Genomic DNA, 19,381 nt, shown 5'->3' with positions numbered 1-19,381 from the left:
TCCCTCCGGATCCGGAGCGATCAACCCGGTCCACCCCCGATCGACGGAGGCCCAACCATGCCTCAGCCCGGCTCCGCCACGGTGCGCTCACGTGTGCGCATCCCGCTGACCTTCCCCGACGGCTACCGCGCCGACGCGGAGGTCTCCACCTTCCACGGCCTCGCCGACGGCGCCGAGCACCTCGCGCTCGCCCTCGGCACCGTCCCGGACGGCGGGACCCCGCTGGTGCGCCTGCACTCCGAGTGCCTGACCGGCGACGTCTTCGGCTCGGACCGCTGCGACTGCGGCCCGCAGCTGCGCGAATCGGTGGAACGGATCAGCGAGGCCGGCGGCTACCTGCTCTACCTCCGCCAGGAGGGCCGGGGCATCGGCCTGTACAACAAGCTCGACGCCTACGCCCTCCAGGACTCCGGCCTGGACACCTACGACGCCAACACCGCGCTGGGCCTGCCCGAGGACGGCCGGGACTACACCGCGGCCGCCCAGATGCTCGCCACCCTCGGCGTGGAGGGCATCGACCTGCTGAGCAACAACCCCGACAAGGCCGCCCAGTTGGCCGGGCTCGGGATCACCGTGCGCCGACGGGTGCCGACCGGCGTCCACCTGTCCGCGAGCAACGTCCGCTACCTGACCGCGAAGGTGGAACGGACCGGGCACTCGATCGAGCTCTCCCGACTGGTCGGCTGAGCACGGCAGGTGGGCCGAGCGGGGCGGGTGGGCCGAGCACGGCGGGCGGGCCGAGCACGGCTGCCCGCCGTCACCCCAGCGCCGCCCGCCCCCGCACCGCCCGCAGCACCCCGTACGCCGCCAGCGGCAGCGCCACCAGCAGCGCGGCCCAGAAGGCGCCGTGCCCCCACCACCGGGATCCGCAGCGCCTCGACCGGCCCCAGGACGCCGGGCCAGGCGCCCAGGAACAGCGTGCCGAGGATCCAGCCGACGAACAGGACGCGGGCGGTGACCAGCGTCCCCAGGGTGCTCAGCAGCGACACCGCCGCCAACAGGACGACGAATCCCGCCTGGTAGGCCGCACCGGTCTGGCCCGTCCCCCAGGACTCCGGCGTCCGGTGCACCCCGGTGGCCGCGAGCCGCACCTCCACCGCCGCCCACAGCAGCAGGACCAGCACCCCGGTGCTGGTGAGCGCGAACCGCAGCCGGTCCCGGGTGCCCGCCCGGCCCGTCCGCCACGCCCCGGCGACCTCCGTGCCCGCCCCCGTGCCCGTACGCGGCCCCATGCCCGTCCGTGGCCCCGTGCCCGACCCGGCGCCCGACCCCGTGCCGCCCCCCGCGACCCGGGCGGCCCGCGCGGCCCGTCGGTCGAGGTCCCGCCAGGCCTCCCGGACCCGCCGCCGGGCCTGCTGGGCGGGCTTGAGCAGCCGGTTGGCCCCCCGCTCGATCAGCACCACGGCGACCACGACCGCGACCACCGCCGCGATCCCGGCCCAACTCCCCATCCCTCCCTCGAACATGACCACCCGGTCGGCCACCGGCTGCGGCGCCTCCACCGCCGTCATCGGCGGCCCGAGCCGCAGGTAGCCGATCGCGAACGCGCCCGCCCCGGTCAGCAGCGCCGTGCCGAAGCCCACCGGGGCCGGGAAGAAGGCGAGCACCGCCGCCGCGGTGAAGGCCGCGCCCAGCTTCCCGGCCGCCTGCTCGGCGGCGTGCCGCCCGGCCAGGCGCAGCGGCCCCCCGAACAGGTCCGGCGAGAGGTCGAGTCGGTGCCCGGCCTCGACCGGGAAGCGCACCACCGCCCCCGCCCACAGCAGCAGTCCGAGGCCCACCACCAGCAGCGCGACCGCCCCCGCCCGGCGCGGCAGCATGGTGCGGGCGTACGGCCACCAGAGCCGCAGCCGGGCCGGCCAGTCCACCGGCGGCCGGCGGCGCCGCTGCGCCCACAGCCGGGCCATCCGACCGGCCCGCGCCCGGCCTTCCCGCAGCACGCCCGGCTCCGGCTCGGGCCGCTCCACCCGGCCCCGGCCGCGCCGCCGCACCGCCTCCGCGGCCACCAGCGCCGCCCGCCCCGCGACCTGCCCCGGATCGGCGCCCACCGCCCGCCGCCGCAGCGCCGACCAGCGCCGCCGCACCACGTCCCGCGGGGTGGCCGCCGCCGGGTCGGGCGCCGGTCGCCGGGCCGCCGAGCGCACCGCCGTACGCACCCCGGCACCGGCCGTCAGCGCCCCGTCCACCACCGCCGAGGCGACCACCGCGGCCAGCTCCGACACCCGGACGGGCAGCGGCAGCCGGTGCAGCGCGGCGGGCAGCGGGGAGAGCCGGCCGAGCAGCCGGTAGCGCTCCTCCGGGCGGATGCTCAGCCAGACCGCCAGCCGGTGCGCCTCCTCCCGCTCCTCCGGACCGAGCCCGCCGTCACCGCGCCGGCCGCCGCCGACGGTCCGGGCCGTGCGCTCCACCTCGGCGAGCACCTCCGGGAGCGCCGCGAGGGCGAGCAGCCGCGAGCAGTGCTCGCCGGAGCACTCGGGGTGGAAGCAGTCGTAGCGGGCAGCGACGGCCGGAGCCCCGCCGCGGACCAGTTCGTCGATGAACGCGGCGCCGTCCGGCTCGGTGGCGACGCGCTCCAGCCCGACCGGGTCGACCGGGCGGTCGCGGTAGTGCGGGACGGCCGACGGCGCGTACGCGGCGCCGAGGGCGAGCACGGCGACACCGGCCACCGCCTCGCGCCGGGAACCGGGGGCGCGGACCACGTCGGTGAGGTAGTGGAGGTCGAACACAGGGTCCTTGACCTCGTCGCGCAGCCAGTCGCGCAGCCGCTCCGCCCCGACCGCCGCCAGCCAGCGCGCCGCGGCGCCGGAGTTGCGCAGCAGCACCTCGGTGAGCCGGACCGGGTCGGTGAACGGGTCCCCGAGGAAGGTGATCGGCCGACGGGCCCGCGGCCGGCGCCGGATCACCTCCGGGCTGCCGCCGGCCAGCCAGCTGCGGACCTCCGCCGCCGTCCAGCGGTCCTCCGGCTTCTTGGTGAACAGACCCTGGAGCAGCAGCAGTTGGCGCTGGTCGATGACGGCTGCGAGGTCCACCTCCTCGCCCATGACCAGCTCCAGCTCCAGGTCGTGGTCGGCGGCCCGCTCGCCGTCCGCGCCGACGAACCGGGGCCGGCCGACGAACAGTTCGTACAGCACGTTGCCGAGTCCCCACCAGGGCCCGGCCTCGTGGTTCTTGCCGGCCAGCTGCTCGGGGGCCATATAGGCGACGGTGACCATCATCGTGGAGGTGAAGCGGCGGCTGTCGGTGAGCCGGTCGACGCCGCCGAAGTCGGCGATCACGAACTCCCCGGGCCCGCGGCCGGGGCGCACCAGGATGTTGGCCGGCTTGAAGTCCAGCGGGTTGCGCTGGATCCGCCGCTGCCAGAACTCCAGCAGCGAGACCAGCTCGTAGACGATCTGCTCGGTGGTCCGCGGGTCGGCGTGGGCGCCGGACCGGCGCAGCGCGGCGACGTGCGCGGAGAGCGTGACCGGCAGGTACTCCATCGCCACCCAGTCGACCAGCGCGCCGTGGTGGCGGACCCGCCCGTAGTCGATCAGGTGCGGGACGTGCCGGCGGAAGCCGTCGTTGCACAGGTGGGCGAGCAGGTCGTGGTCCATCGGCTGGCCGACCGCGGACACCTTGACCGCGGCGTCGGCACCGCCGTCGGTGCGCCGGACGTACCAGACGGTGCCCTCGGCGCCGGCGCCCGCCCTGCCCAGCGGGGTGAAGCGGTCGCGCAGGGCGTCGGGGAAGTCGTCCTCGACGGGGCCGCCGCGGGGACCGGGCCCGCCGCCCGGCGCGGGTCCGGCGTCCGGCGTGGGCCCGCCGCCCGGCACGGCTCCGCCACCGGGGACGGGGCGGCCGCTCGGGCTGGGCCCGGGGCCGATGCTGTCCTGCCAGGACGGGCCGTCCGAGGAGCGCGGCCGGACCACCTCGGTGTCGGCCTCCGGGTCGAACCGCCCCGCTCCGCCACCGGGCCGGACCTTCGTCGCGGCCTCCGGGTCGTGGCGGGGCCCCGGCACGCGGCGGGTCTCCGCCTCCGGGTCGTGGCGGGGCGGGGGCATCCGGCGGGTCACGGCCTCCGGGTCCGGCCCGCCGGGCCGCCGGGCGCCGAGCCGGGACGGCCGGTCCGCGCCGTGGTCCGCACCGTCCCCGGCCCCGCCCTGCTCACCGCGCCGCGCCTCCCACGCCCCCCGGAACCGCGATCCCCGCTCCCGCGACCCCCAGTCGACTCTGGTCCGCGGCGACTCCCCGGGCCACTCCCGGCCCCGGTCCTCCTCGGCCGGACCGGAGCCCTCCGTTGCGCCCATCGCGGCGTTCCCCTCCCCGCTCCCCGGGGCCGGTGCGATGGCCGTGACCACGGGCGCACCGGTGCCGGGTGGTGATTTCGACGCGCCATCATCCCGCATACCGGGCAGGGCCGCAGGGCGCTTTCCGGAACGGTTCCGCAACCCTTGCCGGAACCGTTGCCGGGCCCCCGCCGGGGCCGGGCCGGAAGCGGGGGTCGCCCCTACTGACCGGTCACCCCTCCTCGACCGGCCGCCCCTCCGGCTCCTCGACGATCCGGCGGGCGATCTCGGCGGGCCGCACCGGACGGCCGAAGTGCCAGCCCTGCGCCCAGTCGCAGCCCATCTCGCGCAGCCGCTCGGCGTCCTTGCGGGTCTCCACGCCCTCGGCGGTGACGTTCAGGCCGAGCGCGTGCGCCATCGACACCAGGCCGCTGACGATCCGCCACCCGGTGGCGCCGTCCTTCGCCGGTTCGTGCAGGTCGCCGACGAAGGAGCCCGCGATCTTGAGCCCGGAGACCGGCAGGTCGCGCAGGTAGGCGAGGTTGGACCAGCCGGTGCCGAAGTCGTCCACCGCCAGCGACACACCGAGGTCGACCAGCCCGTGCAGGGTGCGCAGCGCCTCGTCCTCGGGGCCGACCACGGTCGACTCGGTGATCTCCAACTGCAGCCGGGCCGGTTCCAGTCCGGTGTTGTCCAGGATCCGGCTGAGGTCGGTGACCAGCGCGGCGCTGCGCGCCTGCCGCACCGCCAGGTTGACGTTCAGCTGCGGCGCGGCATCGCCGTAGTGCTTGATCCAGTCCGCGGCCTGGCCGCAGGCCTGCTCCAGCACCCAGCGGCCGAGCGGCATGATCAGCCCGGTCTCCTCCGCGGTGGTGACGAACTCGTCCGGGCCGAGCACGCCGAGCTGCGGGTGGCGCCAGCGCACCAGCGCCTCCACGGCGGCCATCCGGCCGTCGGCGAGCCGGTAGAGCGGCTGGTAGTCGATGAAGAACTCGCCGCGGTCCAGGGCGGCCGGCATCCGGACCGAGACCGCGTAGCGGCTGACCGCGCGGGCGTTCTCCTTGGGGTCGAACAGCGTCCAGCGGCCGCGGCCGGCCTCCTTGGCGCGGTACAGCGTCAGGTCGGCGGCCCGGACGGCGGCGCCGGGGGTGGTGGTGGACACCCGCCGCTCCAGTACGCCGACGCTGGCGCCGACGGCGAGCTTGTGGTCGCCGATCAGCACCGGCCCGGCCAGCGCCCCCAGTACGGTCTTGGCGGCGGCCACCGCCTCCTGCTCGCCCCGGCAGTTCTCCAGCAGTACGACGAACTCGTCGCCGCCGAGCCGGGCGACCAGGTGGCCGAGCGGGGTGAGGGCGGCCTTCAGCCGGGCGGCGACGGCGGACAGCAGCTGGTCGCCCATGTCGTGCCCGAGGCTGTCGTTGACCACCTTGAAGCCGTCGAGGTCGACGTAGCAGAGGCCGAAGCGGGCGCCGGGCTCCGGGTCCTCGAAGAGCTTCTCCAGCCGCTCGAAGAAGGCCGCGCGGTTGGGCAGGCCGGTCAGCGGGTCGTGGGTGGCCTGGTGGCGCAGCCGCTCCTGGAGCCGGTAGCGGTCGGTGACGTCCTCCAGCATCGCGACCTGGTACTGCGGGGTGCCGTCGTCGTCGCGGATCAGCGAGACGGTCAGGTGGGTCCAGACCACCTCGCCGTCCTGGCGGTAGTACGGCTTGTCGAACTGGAAGTACTCCCGCTTGCCGCTGATCAGCTCCTCGTACGCCTCCCAGACGCCGGGGGTGTCCTCGGGGTGGACGAGGTCGTCGACCCGGCGCCCGACCATGTCCTCCGGCCCCGCCCCGAACAGTTCCTGCACGGCCTTGTTGACCGCCAGGATGTTGCCGTCGGTGTCGCCGATGGCGATGCCGATCGCGGCGCTCTCGAACAGGGCGCGGAACCGGGCCTCGGAGGCGCGCAGGGCGCGTTCGGCCTCCAGGCGGGCGGCGTCGGCGGCGGTGCGGATGGCCTCCTGCTCGCGCAGCGTGCGCTCGCGCAGGGCGTTCGCCCAGCCGGCCGCGAAGGCGCCGGTGAGGGCGGGGCCGCGGCCGTCGTGGGCCGGCTGGGCCTGGAGCAGCTCGACGGCGCGGGCGAGCAGGACGGGGTCGGTGAAGTGCCCGTCGACCAGGTCGGCGCCGGCCTGGGCGGCCAGCCGGGGCTCGAAGGGGTCGTCCTGCTGGGCCCGGTGCAGCAGCGCGGCGGTGCGCGCGGCCAGTCGGCCGAGCAGGCCGGGGTGGACGGCGATGCCGTGGTCGGCGGACAGCAGCCGGGACCAGTCCTCGTGGAACCGCTCGGCGGCGCTGCCCGCCGGGGTCGCGCCGCCCGCCGGGGTGGCACCCTCTGCCGGGATCCCGCCGTCCGCCGGGATCGCGCCGCTCATCGGACCGCCCCGGCCCCGGCCGCCGCGCGGGGCGGGCGGCCGTCGGCTGCTCTCGCGTCGCGACCGCTCAAGGGCGGAACCCCACGCCCGCCACCCCGGCGATCCGCTCGGGGTGCTCGCCGACCGTGCCCGGCTGGTCGGGGCGCCACTGCGGCAGGTGGACCACGCCCGGCTCGACCAGCTCGAAGCCGTCGAACATCGCGGTGACCTGCTCACGGGTGCGCATGGTCAACGGGGTCGGGGTCATCCGGTAGAGCTCCTGGTGGTTCTCTGCCTGGTCCGGACGGGCCTCCAGGGAGGCGTGCGAGAGGACCAGCGCGCTGCCGGCCGGGAGGCGGTCGCGGACCGTGGCGATCAGCTTCCAGGGGTCCTCGTCGTCGCTGACGAAGTGGGCGACGGCCACCAGCAGGACGGCCACCGGCTCGCCCCCGGCCAGCAGTGCGGCCACCTCGGGGCGGTCCAGCAGGTCCTCGACGTCACGCAGGTCGGCCTGGACGACGGCGCTGTGCGGGTCGTCCTGGAGCAGCAGGCGGCTGTGCGCGACGGCGACCGGGTCGCGGTCGACGTAGACGACCTCGGTCCCGGGGCGGATGGCCCGGGCGATCTCGTGCACGGCGCCGAAGGTCGGGATGCCGGAGCCGATGTCCAGGAAGCGGGTGACGCCCTGCTCGGCGAGGTGGGTCACGGCGCGGCGCAGGAAGGCCCGGTTGGACCGCATGATCTGGGGCAGCTCGGGCCACATGGCCATCGCCCTGCGGGCCATCTCCCGGTCGACCTCGAAGTTGTGGGAGCCCCCGAGGTAGTAGTCGTAGACCCGTGCGGCGTTCGGTTTGTCCAGGTCCGTACCTTCCGGTACCCAGCTCGGTCGCCGCATGCCTGTGACTCCTTCACTCCGGTTCCGGGGGCGCAGCGACTGGAGCTGCTGCCGTGACTGATGAGACTACAAGCACACAAGATCCTCCCCCGCACCCCGAACGGGTGCAAGCGGAGTGCCCTCCCCCTCGCGAATAGCGCTCTTTGCCCGGTATTTACCGGGCGTTCGACCCCGACCGGGGGCGGCCGGGCGGCGGGATCCGGACGGTTGCCGCCAACTCGGCGGCGAGCCAGTCCCGTTCGCCCCTCGGACGACGGACACCCCACTAGGGTGGGGCGCGTGGATCCCAACCACTACCGCTTCCGGGGCGTGTGGCGGCTCGCGGCACCCGCCCCGGCGGTGTACGCGGCGCTGGAGGACGTCCGGAGCTACCCGCTGTGGTGGCCGGAGATCCTCGAGGTCCGGGAGACCGGCGCGCGGAGCGGCCGGGCAGTGGTCCGGGCACTGCTGCCGTACCGGCTGGTGATCGACCTGGAGGCGCAACGACAGGACCCGGCGGCCGGAGTGCTGGAGGCGGCGATGCGGGGCGACCTCGACGGGTGGTCGCGGTTCACCGTCACGACGGACGGCCCGGACGGCACGCGGTGCCGGGTGCTCTTCGAGGAGGACGTCCGGCCCGGCAAGCCCCTGCTGCGGCGCCTGGCCCTGCCGCTGCACCTGCTGTTCCGGGCGAACCACGCGGCGATGATGCGCCGGGGGCGCCGCGGGCTGGCGGCGTACCTGACGGGCGGTGGCGGCGATGACGACGAACGAGGAACGGCGAACAGATGACAGAAAACAGATTTCAGCGAACAGATGACAACTTTCGAAATCTGTCAGCTGTCAGTTGTTCGCCGCCCCCCGCCCCGGACTTCGGCTTCGACGCCCCCTTCGACCGCACCGGCACCGGCAGCAGCAAGTGGGCCCGGGCCGCAGCCCCCGGGGTCATCCCGATGGGCCTGGCGGACATGGACCTCCCCGGCCCGCCCGCCGTCGCCGAGGCCCTGGAACGACGCGCCCGCCACCGGGCCTACGGGTACACCGTCTGCGACCCGGCCGGACGGGCCCTGGTGGCCGACTGGTACCGCGCCCGGCACGGCGCCGAGGTGGACCCGGACTGGGTCCTGCTGCTCCCCTGCGGCCCCCGCACCGCCCTGCGCCTGCTCCTGGAGACGGTACGGCCGCAGGCCCCCGTCCTCTTCCCCACCCCCGAGTGGGGCGGCTTCGCCCAGCTCTGCCGCGCCATGCGCCTCGCCCACCACGAGCTGCCGCTGCACCTTGCCCCGGACGGCTACCGAATGCCGCGTGGCCCGCTCCCCCGCCCGGCCTCCGCCGTGCTGCTGAGCAACCCGCACAACCCCTCCGGCCGGGTCTGGCCGACCGGCACGGTGCGCGGTCTCGCCTCCTGGGCGGCGCAGAGCGGTGCGCTGCTGGTCTCCGACGAGGTGCACGGCGACCTCACCCACCCCGGCCGGACCCACCCCGTCGCCGCGACCTGCGCCGACCCGGCGGACCGCCCGTCCGTCGTCACCCTGAACTCCGTCGGCAAGACCTTCAACTGCTCCGGCATTCCCAGCAGTTTCGCCCTCGTCCCGGACCCCCGTCTGCGCGCCCGGCTCACCGACACCCTGGCCGGCTACGGCCTCTGGGAGGGCGGCCTGCTGGAGCAGACCGTGCAGCGGGCCGCGCTGGGCGAGGGCGGCCCGTGGCTGGACGCGCTGCTCGCCCACCTCGCCGCCGCCCGCTCCCGGCTCACCGACCGGCTCGGCCCCGCCGTCCGCTCCGCCCCGCAGGCCTCGTACCTGCTCTGGCTGGACGCCGCCGCCCTCGGCCTGCCGTCGCAGGACGCCCGCGCGGCGCTGCTGGAGCGCTGCGGCCTGGAGTCCTCCGACGGCACCGACTTCGGCCCGGGCGGCGCGGGTTCGCTGCGCCTCAACTACGCCCTGCCGGGGCCGCTGCTGGACACCGTCATGGCGCGTCTGGACCGCCTGGACCGCCCGTGACCGGGGCACGTGCCCGGGTCGGCCGCCCGTCGCCGAACCGGCCCGCAGGGCCCGCATTCACCCTTTCGCCACGCCTCTGACCTGCGAAAACGAACATTCACACGATATTTGCGAAGCGCCTCCGCATGCTCCGTAGCAGACTGGGCAAAGTAGACCGGGCCGCAATCGTGATCCCGAGGATGGTGAGTCCGGTGATACCGACATCCCGCACCACTCCGCCCGACCGGCAGAGCGCAGCACCACCCCCGACGGGGGTGACCCCGTTGACCGAATCGGGGGCGCGCAGCCATGTGTCGGGCGTCTGTTTCAAGATCGGACCGCCCCGCCTGGTGGGGGTCGAAGTCGAGTGGTTCGTCCATGACGACCGATGTCCCGGCCGGCCCGTCCCCCCGGAACTGCTCCACGCCGCACTGGAATCGCTGCCCCTGGGCGGCGCGGACGGCACCTCGCTCCCCTCCGGTTCGCGCCTAACGCTCGAACCCGGCGGACAGGTAGAGCTCAGCTCCCCGCCCGCCACCGGCCTGCTGGCCTGCGTCGAGGACACCCGACGCGATCTGACCGCCCTGCGGGCCGCCTTCGCGGCACAGGGCCTGCGACTCACCGGCACCGGGACGGACCCGCTCGCCCGCCCCCGCCAGATGGTGCTGGACCACCCCCGTTACCTCGCGATGGAGCGCTTCTTCGACTCGGCCGGGCCCTGGGGCCGGGTCATGATGACCGGCACCGCATCGGTCCAGGTGTGCCTGGACGCCGGCGACGCGGCCGGTCCGCACGCGGTGGAACGGCGCTGGCAGCTGGTCCACCGGTTGGGCCCGGTGCTGGTCGCCGCGTTCGCCAACTCCCCGCTCCTGGACGGGAAGCCGACCGGCCACCGGTCCACCCGGCAGACCGTCTGGTCCCGGATGGACCCGACCCGCACCCTCGCCCCCGAGCCGGACCACGGCGACCCGCGTGAGGCCTGGGCGCAGTACGTCCTGGATGCCCAAGTCCTGTGCGTGCAGAGGCCGGAGGGGCTGCCCTGGACGGCCCCGGCCGGTCTGACCTTCCGGGAGTGGACCCGCGGCACGGGTGAACGCCCGCCCACGCTCGCCGACTTGGACTACCACTGCACCACCCTGTTCCCACCGGTGCGTCCGCGCGGCCACCTGGAGCTACGGATGATCGACGCCCAGCCCGGCGACGGCTGGGTGGTGCCCACCGCCCTGGTCACCGCGCTGCTGGACGACCCGGTGGCCGCCGCCACCGCGCTGGCCGCGCTGGAGCCGCTCGACTGCGCCTCGGGCCCGCGCCCGCCGCGCAGCGGGGTCTGGCGCCGCGCCGCCACCCTGGGCGTCGCCGATCCCGAGCTGCGCCGTGCCGCCCTCACCTGCTTCGCCGTCGCCGACGCCGCGCTGGCCCGCCTGCCCGGCGCCGGTCGACTGCGCGCCGCCGTCGCCGAGTTCGCCGAGCGCTACCCCGCGCGCGGCCGCTGCCCGGCCGACGACCAGCTGGACGCCCTGCGCTCCGGCACCCGACGCACTCCCCCGGAGGAGGCATCATGACCGACGTCCGACCGCCCACCCACCCCGGACCGGGCACCGCCGCTGCCGGAACCGGCACCGCCACCCCGGAGGCCGGGACCGAGGCGCTGCGCGAGAACATCGCCGCCGAACTGCTGGCCGCCCGCGCCCGGACCGCCGCGCTGACCGACTGCGTCGAGGACGCCGACCTCACCGCCCAGCACTCCCCGCTGATGTCGCCCCTGGTCTGGGACCTCGCGCACATCGGCAACCAGGAGGAGCTCTGGCTGCTGCGCAACGTCGGCGGCCGGGACCCGATGCACCCCGAGATCGACCCGCTGTACGACGCGTTCCAGCACCCCCGGGCCGAACGCCCCGGCCTGCCGCTGCTGCCGCCCGCCGAGGCCCGCGCCTACGCCCACGAAGTGCGCGGCCGGGTGCTGGACCTGCTGGCCGCCAGCCCGCTGGAGGGCGCTCCGCTGCTGGACGCCGGATTCGCCTTCGGGATGATCGCCCAGCACGAACAGCAGCACGACGAAACGATGCTGATCACCCATCAGCTGCGCCGGGGGGAGCCCGCCCTGGCCGCTCCCCCGCCGCCGCCCGCACCCGCCGACGCGGCCGACCTGCCCGCCGAAGTCCTCGTCCCCGCGGGCCCGTTCACCATGGGCACGGACACCGAGCCGTGGGCGCTGGACAACGAGCGCCCGGCGCACCGGGTCGACCTGCCGGCCTACTTCCTGGACACCACCCCGGTCACCAACGCCGCCTACCAGCGCTTCATCGCGGACGGCGGCTACGACGAACCGCACTGGTGGACCCCGGAGGGCTGGGCGCACCGCCTGCGCGCAGGCCTGACCGCCCCGCTGTTCTGGGAGCGGCAGGACGGCCAGTGGCTGCGCCGCCGCTTCGGTACGGTCGAGCCCGTCCCGCCGGACGAGCCGGTGCTGCACGTCAGCTGGTACGAGGCGGACGCGTACGCCCGCTGGGCCGGGCGGCGGCTGCCGACCGAGGCCGAGTGGGAGAAGGCGGCCAGGCACGACCCGGCCACCGGCCGCTCGCGCCGCTACCCCTGGGGCGACGGCCCGCCCGGCCCGGAGCACGCCAACCTCGGCCAGCGGCACCTGCGACCGGCCGCCGCCGGCAGCTACCCGGAGGGCCGGTCACCCTACGGCGTGCGCCAGTTGATGGGCGACGTGTGGGAGTGGACGGCCAGCGACTTCCACTCCTACCCGGGGTTCCGGGCCTGGCCGTACGAGGAGTACTCGAAGGTGTTCTTCGGGCCCGAGTACAAGGTGCTGCGCGGCGGCTGCTTCGCGGTGGCGCCGGTCGCCTGCCGGGGCACCTTCCGCAACTGGGACTACCCCGTCCGGCGGCAGATCTTCTCCGGCTTCCGCACCGCCCGCAGCCCGGAGCACGACACCCGCGGCCCGGAGCACAACCGGGAGGGAGTCTGATGTGCCGTCATATCGCCTACCTGGGTGAGCCGGTGGCGCCACAGGAGCTGCTGGTGCACCCGCCGTACGGGCTGTACCGGCAGTCCTGGGCGCCCCGCACCCAGCGGCACGGGACGGTCAACGTGGACGGCTTCGGCCTCGGCTGGTACGCGGACGGCGACGAGCTGCCCGCCCGCTACCGCCGGGCCGGGCCGATCTGGGCGGACGCGGCCTTCGCCGACCTCGCCCGGGTGATCCGCACCCGGGCGCTGCTGGCGGCGGTCCGCTCCGCCACCGAGGGCTGCGCGGCGGGCGAGGCCGCGGCCGCGCCGTTCGCCGCCGGGCGCTGGCTGTTCAGCCACAACGGCGCGGTGGCCGGCTGGCCCGGCAAGCTGGACGCGCTCGCCGCCCTGCTGCCACCCGCCGAACTGCTGGAGCTGGAGGCGCGGACCGATTCGGCCCTGCTGTGGGCCCTCACCCTGCACCGGCTGCGCCGGGGCGAGGGGCTCGGCGAGGCGCTGGCGGGCACGGTGGCGGACGTCGCCGCGCACACCACCGGGCGGCTCAACCTGCTGCTCACCGACGGCACCGCGATCGCCGCGACCGCCTGGGGCGACACCCTGCACCACCGGAGCCTGCCCGGCCCCGGCACGGTGGTGGCCTCCGAGCCGTACGACGACGACCCGGGCTGGACGTCCGTCCCGGAGGGCTCCCTGCTGCTGGCCGATGCCCGGGGCGTCAGCGTCCGACAGCTCCCCAGCCACTACTGACCCTTCCGTCTCCCTTCACCTTCTGAACAGAGGAACCACCCTGTCATGGACACATTCGATCTCACCCGACTGCTGCCCGCCGACCACTTCAGCACCGCGCTGCACCACGACGTGCGGCACGGACTGACCGCCGACCCGAAGTGGCTGCCGCCCAAGTGGTTCTACGACGCGCGGGGCAGCGAGCTGTTCGAGGAGATCACCCGGCTGCCCGAGTACTACCCGACCCGCGCCGAGCGGGCCATCCTCGCCGCCCGGGCCGGCGACATCGCCGCCGCCACCCGCGCCCGCACCCTGGTCGAGCTGGGCTCCGGCTCCTCCGAGAAGACCCGGCTGCTGCTGGACGCACTGCGCTCGACCGGCGACCTGGAGGCCTACGTCCCGGTGGACGTCAGCGTGAGCGCGCTGGTCGCGGCCGGCACCGCGCTCGCCGCCGAGTACCCCGGACTGGCCGTGCACGGCGTGCTGGCCGACTTCACCGCCCGCCTCGGCCTGCCCCCGGACGGCGGCCCCCGCCTGGTCGCCTTCCTCGGCGGCACCCTCGGCAACCTGCTGCCGAAGGAGCGCGCCGCCTTCCTGAGCAGCCTGCGTGCCGCCCTCGACCCGGGCGACTTCCTGCTGCTCGGCACCGACCTGGTCAAGGACCCGGCGGCGCTGGTCGCCGCGTACGACGACGGCGCCGGGGTGACCGCCGAGTTCAACCGCAACGTGCTCAACGTGCTCAACCGCGAGCTGGGCGCCGACTTCGACCCGGAGGCCTTCGAGCACGTCGCGCTCTGGGACCCGGAGCAGGAGTGGATCGAGATGCGGCTGCGCTCGCTGCGCACCCAGACCGTGAAGATCCCGGCCCTGGACCTGCCGGTGCACTTCGAGCGGGGCGAGGAGCTGCGCACCGAGGTGTCGGCCAAGTTCCGCCGGGAGCGGGTGACCGGGGAGCTGGCAGCGGCCGGGCTGCGGCTGACCCACTGGTGGACGGACCCGGAGGGCCGGTTCGGGCTCTCGCTGTCCGCCCCGGCCTGAGCGCGGCGCCCCCCGACGGAGCGGTGGAACGCTGGGGAAGCCCAATTTGCTTGTTCACCTTACGAATTCTCCGAGCAAGGCATGGGCCTCCCCGCTTACAAGGCTTGAACGAATCGGGGTTACGATCTCGCTTACCGAGCTCAGTGTTGAGTACCAGGAGTCAAGATCGTGAGCGTCACCCAGAAGCCCTCCGGGGCCGCCGAGGCCACCGCGCCCGGCCGCCTCGGCTTCGTCGTCTTCATCACCGCCGCCGCCGCCCTCGGCGGCTTCCTGTTCGGCTACGACAGCTCCGTGATCAACGGCGCCGTCTCCGGCATCCAGGGGAAGTTCGGAGTCGGCAGCGGCGAGACCGGCCTGATCGTCTCCTCCGCGCTGCTGGGCTCGGCGGTCGGCGCCGCGCTGGCCGGCCGGTTCGCCGACCGGTACGGCCGGATCAAGGTGATGAAGGCGGGCGCGCTGCTGTTCGCGGTCAGCGCGGTCGGCTCGATGCTGCCGTTCTCCCCCTGGGACCTCGCCGCGTGGCGCGTCCTCGGCGGCGCCGCCATCGGCATCGCCTCGGTGATCGCCCCGACCTACATCGCCGAGGTCGCGCCGACCAAGTACCGCGGCCGACTGGCCTCCTTCCAGCAGGCCGCGATCGTGCTCGGCATCGCGATATCCCAGCTGGTCAACTGGGTGCTGGCGGACGCCGCCGGCGGCGACACCCGCGGCCGGCTGCTCGGGCTGGAGGCCTGGCAGTGGATGCTCGGCATCTGCGTCGTCCCGGCCGCGGTCTACTTCGTGCTCTCCTCGGTGATCCCGGAGTCCCCGCGCTACCTGATCCAGGCCGAGCGCCTGGACGACGCCCGCAAGGTGCTGGCCGAGGTCGAGGGCGACGGCATCGACACCGACGCCAGGATCGCCGAGATCCAGTCGCTGATCGCCTCCGACCACCGCCCGCGCTTCCGCGACCTGCTCGGCGGCCGCTTCGGCCTGCTCCCGATCGTCTGGGTCGGCATCGGGCTGTCGGTCTTCCAGCAGCTGGTCGGCATCAACGTGATCTTCTACTACTCGTCGATCCTGTGGCAGTCGGTCGGCATCGACCAGAGCAACTCGCTGCTGATCAGCTTCATCGGCTCGGTCATCAACATCCTCGGCACCGTGATCGCGATCCTGCTGGTCGACCGGATCGGCCGCAAGCCGCTCGCCCTGATCGGCTCGGCCGGCATGGCCGTCACCCTCGCCGCCGCCGGCTGGGCGTTCTCCTCCGCGACCGGCTCCGGCGACAACGTCACGCTGCCCGACCTCCAGGGCACCGTCGCGCTGATCTCCGCCAACGCCTTCGTGCTGTTCTTCGCGATGTCCTGGGGCGTGGTCGTCTGGGTGATGCTCGGCGAGATGTTCCCGAACCGGATCCGCGCCGCCGCGCTCTCCGTCGCCGCCTCCGCGCAGTGGGTCGCCAACTGGGTGATCACCGTGTCGTTCCCGTCGCTCTCGCGCTGGAACCTCTCCGCGACCTACCTGGTGTACGCGGCCTTCGCGGCGCTGTCGCTGGTCTTCGTGGCGAAGTACATGAAGGAGACCAAGGGCGTCCGCCTGGAGGACATGGGCTGACCGAGGCCCGCGCCTGCCGGTCGTACAGTCCGACCTTCGGCCCCCGCACCCTAGCGCGCTGAGCGCGGGAGCGGGGGCCGAATCGTTCACTCTCTGCGCCGAACCGGGCACCTCCGGTACTCCTGTTCGCCAGGAGGGATGTGTCCTTGATCTTCAACCGGCTCCGTACCCGCAGAACCACCACCGCCCCGATCGGCGGCTGTCCGTACGCCCACGCCCACACCCACGCACCGGGCGCGTTCGCGCAGACCGCCCCGGTGCCCGCACAGAGCGCCCCGGTGCCCGCACAGAGCGCCCCGGTGCCCCCGCAGACCGCACCGACGCCCGCGCAGAGCGCCCCCGTGTCCGCGCAGGCCGTAGCGGCATCCGCCCCGCGGCAACCGGCGGACCCACAACTGCCGCCCGCGCCATCGCCGTTCACCGATCCCGAGCAGGCCGTCGAGTTCATCCGCCAGTTCCACCGCGAGCAGCCCGCCGCCGGTGACCCGGAACCGAGACTGCGCGCGGTCCGGGAGGAGATCGACCGCACCGGCAGCTACCACCACACCCCCGCCGAACTCGCCCACGGCGCCAGGCTCGCCTGGCGCAACGCCGCGCGCTGCATCGGCCGGCTGTACTGGCGCAGCCTGGTGGTCCGCGACCTGCGCCACCTGTCCACCGCCGACGACATCGCCGCCGAGTGCTTCGAGCACCTGCGACTGGCGGGCAACGGCGGGCGGATCCGCCCGGTGGTCTCGGTGTTCGCCCCCGACCGCCCGGGCCGCCCGGCCCCGCGGATCCTCAACCAGCAGCTGGTCCGCTACGCCGGGCACCGGGTCGACGGCGCCGTGGTCGGCGACCCGGCGGGCGCGGTGCTCACCGACCGGGCCCGCGAGCTCGGCTGGAAGTGCGCCGAGGACCGCTTCGAGGTGCTGCCGCTGCTGATCCAGCAGCGTCCGGACGAGTGTCCGCACTGGTACGGGCTGCCGGACGACACCACCCTGGAGGTGCCGCTGAGCCACCCCGAGCACGCCTGGTTCGCCGAGCTCGGGCTGCGCTGGTACGCGGTGCCCGCGATCAGCGACATGACCCTGGAGATCGGCGGGGTCCGCTACCCCACCGCGCCGTTCAACGGCTGGTACATGGGCACCGAGATCGGCGCCCGCAACCTCGCCGACGCCGACCGCTACGACATGCTCGGGACGGTCGCCGAGCGGCTGGGCCTGGACACCTCCAGCGACCGCACGCTCTGGCGCGACCGCGCCCTGGTCGAGCTCAACCTCGCGGTGCTGCACTCCTTCCAGGAGGCCGGGGTGACGATCGCCGACCACCACACCGAGTCGGAGCGCTTCCTCAAGCACGTGGCCCAGGAGAAGCGGCTCGGCCGCCCGACCCCGGCGGACTGGAGCTGGATCGTGCCGCCGGTCTCCGGCGGGCTGACGCCGGTATACCACCGGTACTACGACCCGGTGGACCCGGAGCAGCGGCCGGCCTTCCTGGCCCGCGAGCCCTGGTGAGCCCTGCCGGCCCGGGGCGGGAGCGGTCGGCCGCCGGGGCCGCCGGGCCGCGCCGGACCCGGACCCCGGGCCGGGACGGGGCAGGAGCGGCCGGGACGGGCTACGGCGACGGCACGGCGAGGCGTTCGAAGCGCAGGGCGAGCCCGTCCAGCAGCGCCTCCAGCCCGGTCTCGAAGGCCCCCTCGTCGACCGCCCCCCGGTGCCCGGCGAGCCGATGCGCCTCGCCGAGGTGCGGGTAGTCCGCGGCGTCGTAGACCTCGGCGTCCGCCGGGAAGCCGGCCGCGAAGGAGGCCAGCGCGGAGCCGGTGACGAAGTAGCGCATCAGCGCGCCGATCCGGGTGGCCTGGCCGCGCGGCCAGCCGGCCCCGACCAGGTGCCCGAAGACTGCGTCGGCCAGGCGCAGCGCGTTCGGCCGCCGCCCCGGCCCCTGGGCGAGCACCGGGACGATGTTGGGATGGGCGGCCAGGGCGGCGCGGTAGGAGCGCGCCCAGTCGCGCAGCGCCCGGGGCCAGGGGGTGTCCTGGGACTCGAACATCGACAAGTCGACTTCGCCGATGACGCTGTCCACCACCGCGTCCAGCAGCTCGTCCTTGGTCGCGAAGTGGTTGTAGAGCGAGGGCCCGCTGACCGACAGCTCGGCGGCGAGGCGGCGGGTGGAGAGTGCCTCCAGCCCCTCGTCGTCGATCAGCCGCAGGGCAGCCGTGACGATGCGCTCACGGCTGAGCAGCGGGGTGCGCGGGCGAGCCATCGGGTCGCTACCTCCGGTCGGGTGGGTGGGGACCGATTCTGGCAGGTGCCCCTTCCCCGCGCGGGCTGGTCGGGTCTACAGTCCCCTCGTAAAACTTGCAGCGCTAGTTTAACGAGGTGGCACCGTCGTGAACCTGGAGTTGTCCGAGGAGCAGGCCGCCGTCCGGGAGCTCGCCGCCTCCTTCACCGACCGCGAGATCGTGCCGTACGCCGCCGAGTGGGACCGCGCCGAGCAGGTGGACCGCTCGATCATCGGCAAGCTCGGCAAGCTCGGCTTCCTCGGCCTGACCATCCCCGAGGAGTACGGCGGCAGCGGCGGCGACCACCTCGCCTACTGCCTGGTACTGGAGGAGCTCGGACGCGGCGACTCGGCGGTGCGCGGGATCGTCTCGGTCTCACTCGGCCTGGTCGGCAAGTCGATCAACACCTACGGCACCGAGCAGCAGAAGCGGCACTGGCTGCCCCGGCTCACCTCGGGCGAGGCCCTGGCCTGCTTCGCCCTCACCGAACCCGGCACCGGCTCGGACGCCGCCAACCTCACCACCCGGGCGGTGCGCGACGGCGACCACTGGCTGATCAGCGGCGCCAAGACCTTCATCACCAACGGCACCTGGGCCGACGTCGCCCTGGTCTTCGCCCGCACCGGCGGCGACCGGCCCGAGCAGCAGGGCCACCGGGGCATCACCGCCTTCCTCGTCCCCACCGACCTGCCCGGCTTCGGCCGCACCGAGATCCACGGCAAGCTCGGCCTGCGCGGCCAGGCCACCGCCGGACTCGCCCTGGACGGCGCCCGGGTACCCGACAGCGCCCGGCTCGGCGAGGTCGGCAAGGGCTTCACGGTGGCGATGGCGGCCCTGGCCAAGGGCCGGATGTCGGTCGCGGCCGGCTGCGTCGGCATCGCCCGGGCCTGCCTGGAGGCCGCCGTCCGCTACGCCGGCGAGCGCGAGCAGTTCGGCAAGCCGATCGCCTCGCACCAGCTCGTCCAGCAGCTGCTGGCCGGCATCGCGGTCGACGTCGAAGCAGCCCGACTGCTCACCTGGAAGGTCGCCGACCACATCGAACGCGGCCTCCCGTTCGCCACCGAGTCCTCCGTCGCCAAGCTCTACGCGAGCGAGGCCGCCGTCCGGGCCGCCAACAACGCGCTCCAGGTGTTCGGCGGCTACGGCTTCATCGACGAGTACCCGGTCGGCAAGTACCTGCGCGACGCGCGGGTGATGACCCTCTACGAGGGCACCAGCCAGATCCACCAACTGCTCATCGGGCGCGCCCTGACCGGCGTCAACGCCTTCTGACCCACC

At 74.7% G+C, this 19,381-nt stretch carries 14 protein-coding genes; 10 read left to right on the top strand and 4 right to left on the bottom strand.

The genetic code is table 11. The annotated features are described in order from the left end of the window. The first annotated feature begins 57 nt into the window (after positions 1-57). The gene (locus ABTY61_RS17695) at positions 58-687 is read left to right on the top strand and encodes a GTP cyclohydrolase II (protein ID WP_350505914.1); all 630 of its coding nucleotides are present in this window, start codon (positions 58-60) and stop codon (positions 685-687) included. Here ABTY61_RS17695 and ABTY61_RS17690 read toward each other — a convergent pair. The 3 genes from ABTY61_RS17690 to ABTY61_RS17680 form a co-directional block, all read right to left on the bottom strand. Next, positions 624-4,283: a protein kinase domain-containing protein gene (locus ABTY61_RS17690; RefSeq protein WP_350505913.1), complete on the bottom strand. Its 3,660-nt coding sequence runs from the start codon at positions 4,281-4,283 to the stop codon at positions 624-626. The two genes, ABTY61_RS17695 and ABTY61_RS17690, sit on opposite strands and share 64 nt — an antisense overlap. Before the next feature lie 211 nt (positions 4,284-4,494). Then, on the bottom strand, positions 4,495-6,669 hold the full coding sequence (locus ABTY61_RS17685) for a putative bifunctional diguanylate cyclase/phosphodiesterase (RefSeq protein WP_350505912.1): 2,175 nt from the start codon (positions 6,667-6,669) through the stop codon (positions 4,495-4,497). Positions 6,670-6,736: 67 nt separating this feature from the next. Next, the gene (locus ABTY61_RS17680; protein ID WP_350505911.1) at positions 6,737-7,543 is read right to left on the bottom strand and encodes an SAM-dependent methyltransferase; all 807 of its coding nucleotides are present in this window, start codon (positions 7,541-7,543) and stop codon (positions 6,737-6,739) included. Between the two features lie 279 nt (positions 7,544-7,822). On the opposite strand from ABTY61_RS17680, the gene ABTY61_RS17675 reads away from it, so the two are divergent. From ABTY61_RS17675 to ABTY61_RS17640, 8 genes are all read left to right on the top strand, one after another. Continuing rightward, positions 7,823-8,314, top strand: coding sequence for an SRPBCC family protein (locus ABTY61_RS17675; protein WP_350505910.1), 492 nt, complete (start codon positions 7,823-7,825; stop codon positions 8,312-8,314). Continuing rightward, on the top strand, positions 8,311-9,525 hold the full coding sequence (locus tag ABTY61_RS17670) for an aminotransferase class I/II-fold pyridoxal phosphate-dependent enzyme (RefSeq protein ID WP_350505909.1): 1,215 nt from the start codon (positions 8,311-8,313) through the stop codon (positions 9,523-9,525). The genes ABTY61_RS17675 and ABTY61_RS17670 overlap by 4 nt, the downstream gene beginning before the upstream one ends. 254 nt (positions 9,526-9,779) lie before the next feature. Continuing rightward, positions 9,780-11,066, top strand: a complete 1,287-nt coding sequence (gene egtA, locus ABTY61_RS17665) for an ergothioneine biosynthesis glutamate--cysteine ligase EgtA (protein ID WP_350505908.1) — start codon at positions 9,780-9,782, stop codon at positions 11,064-11,066. Then, positions 11,063-12,481, top strand: a complete 1,419-nt coding sequence (gene egtB / locus ABTY61_RS17660) for an ergothioneine biosynthesis protein EgtB (protein WP_350505907.1) — start codon at positions 11,063-11,065, stop codon at positions 12,479-12,481. The genes egtA and egtB overlap by 4 nt, the downstream gene beginning before the upstream one ends. Next, positions 12,481-13,230 (top strand): ergothioneine biosynthesis protein EgtC, encoded by a 750-nt coding sequence (gene egtC, locus ABTY61_RS17655; RefSeq protein ID WP_350505906.1) that lies wholly within the window; start codon positions 12,481-12,483, stop codon positions 13,228-13,230. The genes egtB and egtC overlap by 1 nt, the downstream gene beginning before the upstream one ends. Positions 13,231-13,275: 45 nt before the next feature. Continuing rightward, on the top strand, positions 13,276-14,247 hold the full coding sequence (egtD, locus tag ABTY61_RS17650) for an L-histidine N(alpha)-methyltransferase (protein ID WP_350505905.1): 972 nt from the start codon (positions 13,276-13,278) through the stop codon (positions 14,245-14,247). Positions 14,248-14,415: 168 nt separating this feature from the next. After that, positions 14,416-15,840: a sugar porter family MFS transporter gene (locus ABTY61_RS17645; protein ID WP_350505904.1), complete on the top strand. Its 1,425-nt coding sequence runs from the start codon at positions 14,416-14,418 to the stop codon at positions 15,838-15,840. 299 nt (positions 15,841-16,139) lie between these two features. Continuing rightward, positions 16,140-17,336 (top strand): nitric oxide synthase oxygenase, encoded by a 1,197-nt coding sequence (locus tag ABTY61_RS17640; protein ID WP_502895350.1) that lies wholly within the window; start codon positions 16,140-16,142, stop codon positions 17,334-17,336. Between the two features lie 100 nt (positions 17,337-17,436). On the opposite strand, the gene ABTY61_RS17635 is transcribed toward ABTY61_RS17640, so the two are convergent. Continuing rightward, a complete protein-coding gene (locus tag ABTY61_RS17635) occupies positions 17,437-18,084 on the bottom strand; it encodes a TetR/AcrR family transcriptional regulator (protein ID WP_350505903.1) in 648 nt (215 codons plus the stop codon). A 127-nt stretch (positions 18,085-18,211) separates the two neighbouring features. Here ABTY61_RS17635 and ABTY61_RS17630 point away from each other — a divergent pair, with 127 nt between their 5' ends. Next, the gene (locus ABTY61_RS17630) at positions 18,212-19,375 is read left to right on the top strand and encodes an acyl-CoA dehydrogenase family protein (protein WP_350505902.1); all 1,164 of its coding nucleotides are present in this window, start codon (positions 18,212-18,214) and stop codon (positions 19,373-19,375) included. The last annotated feature ends 6 nt before the right edge of the window (positions 19,376-19,381 follow it).

The organism is Kitasatospora sp. NPDC096128, from assembly GCF_040303105.1.
In the GTDB taxonomy this organism is placed as follows: Bacteria; Actinomycetota; Actinomycetes; order Streptomycetales; family Streptomycetaceae; genus Kitasatospora.
The sequence above is the reverse complement of the archived record's forward strand: the minus strand, read 5'-3'. Positions and strand labels throughout refer to the sequence as shown.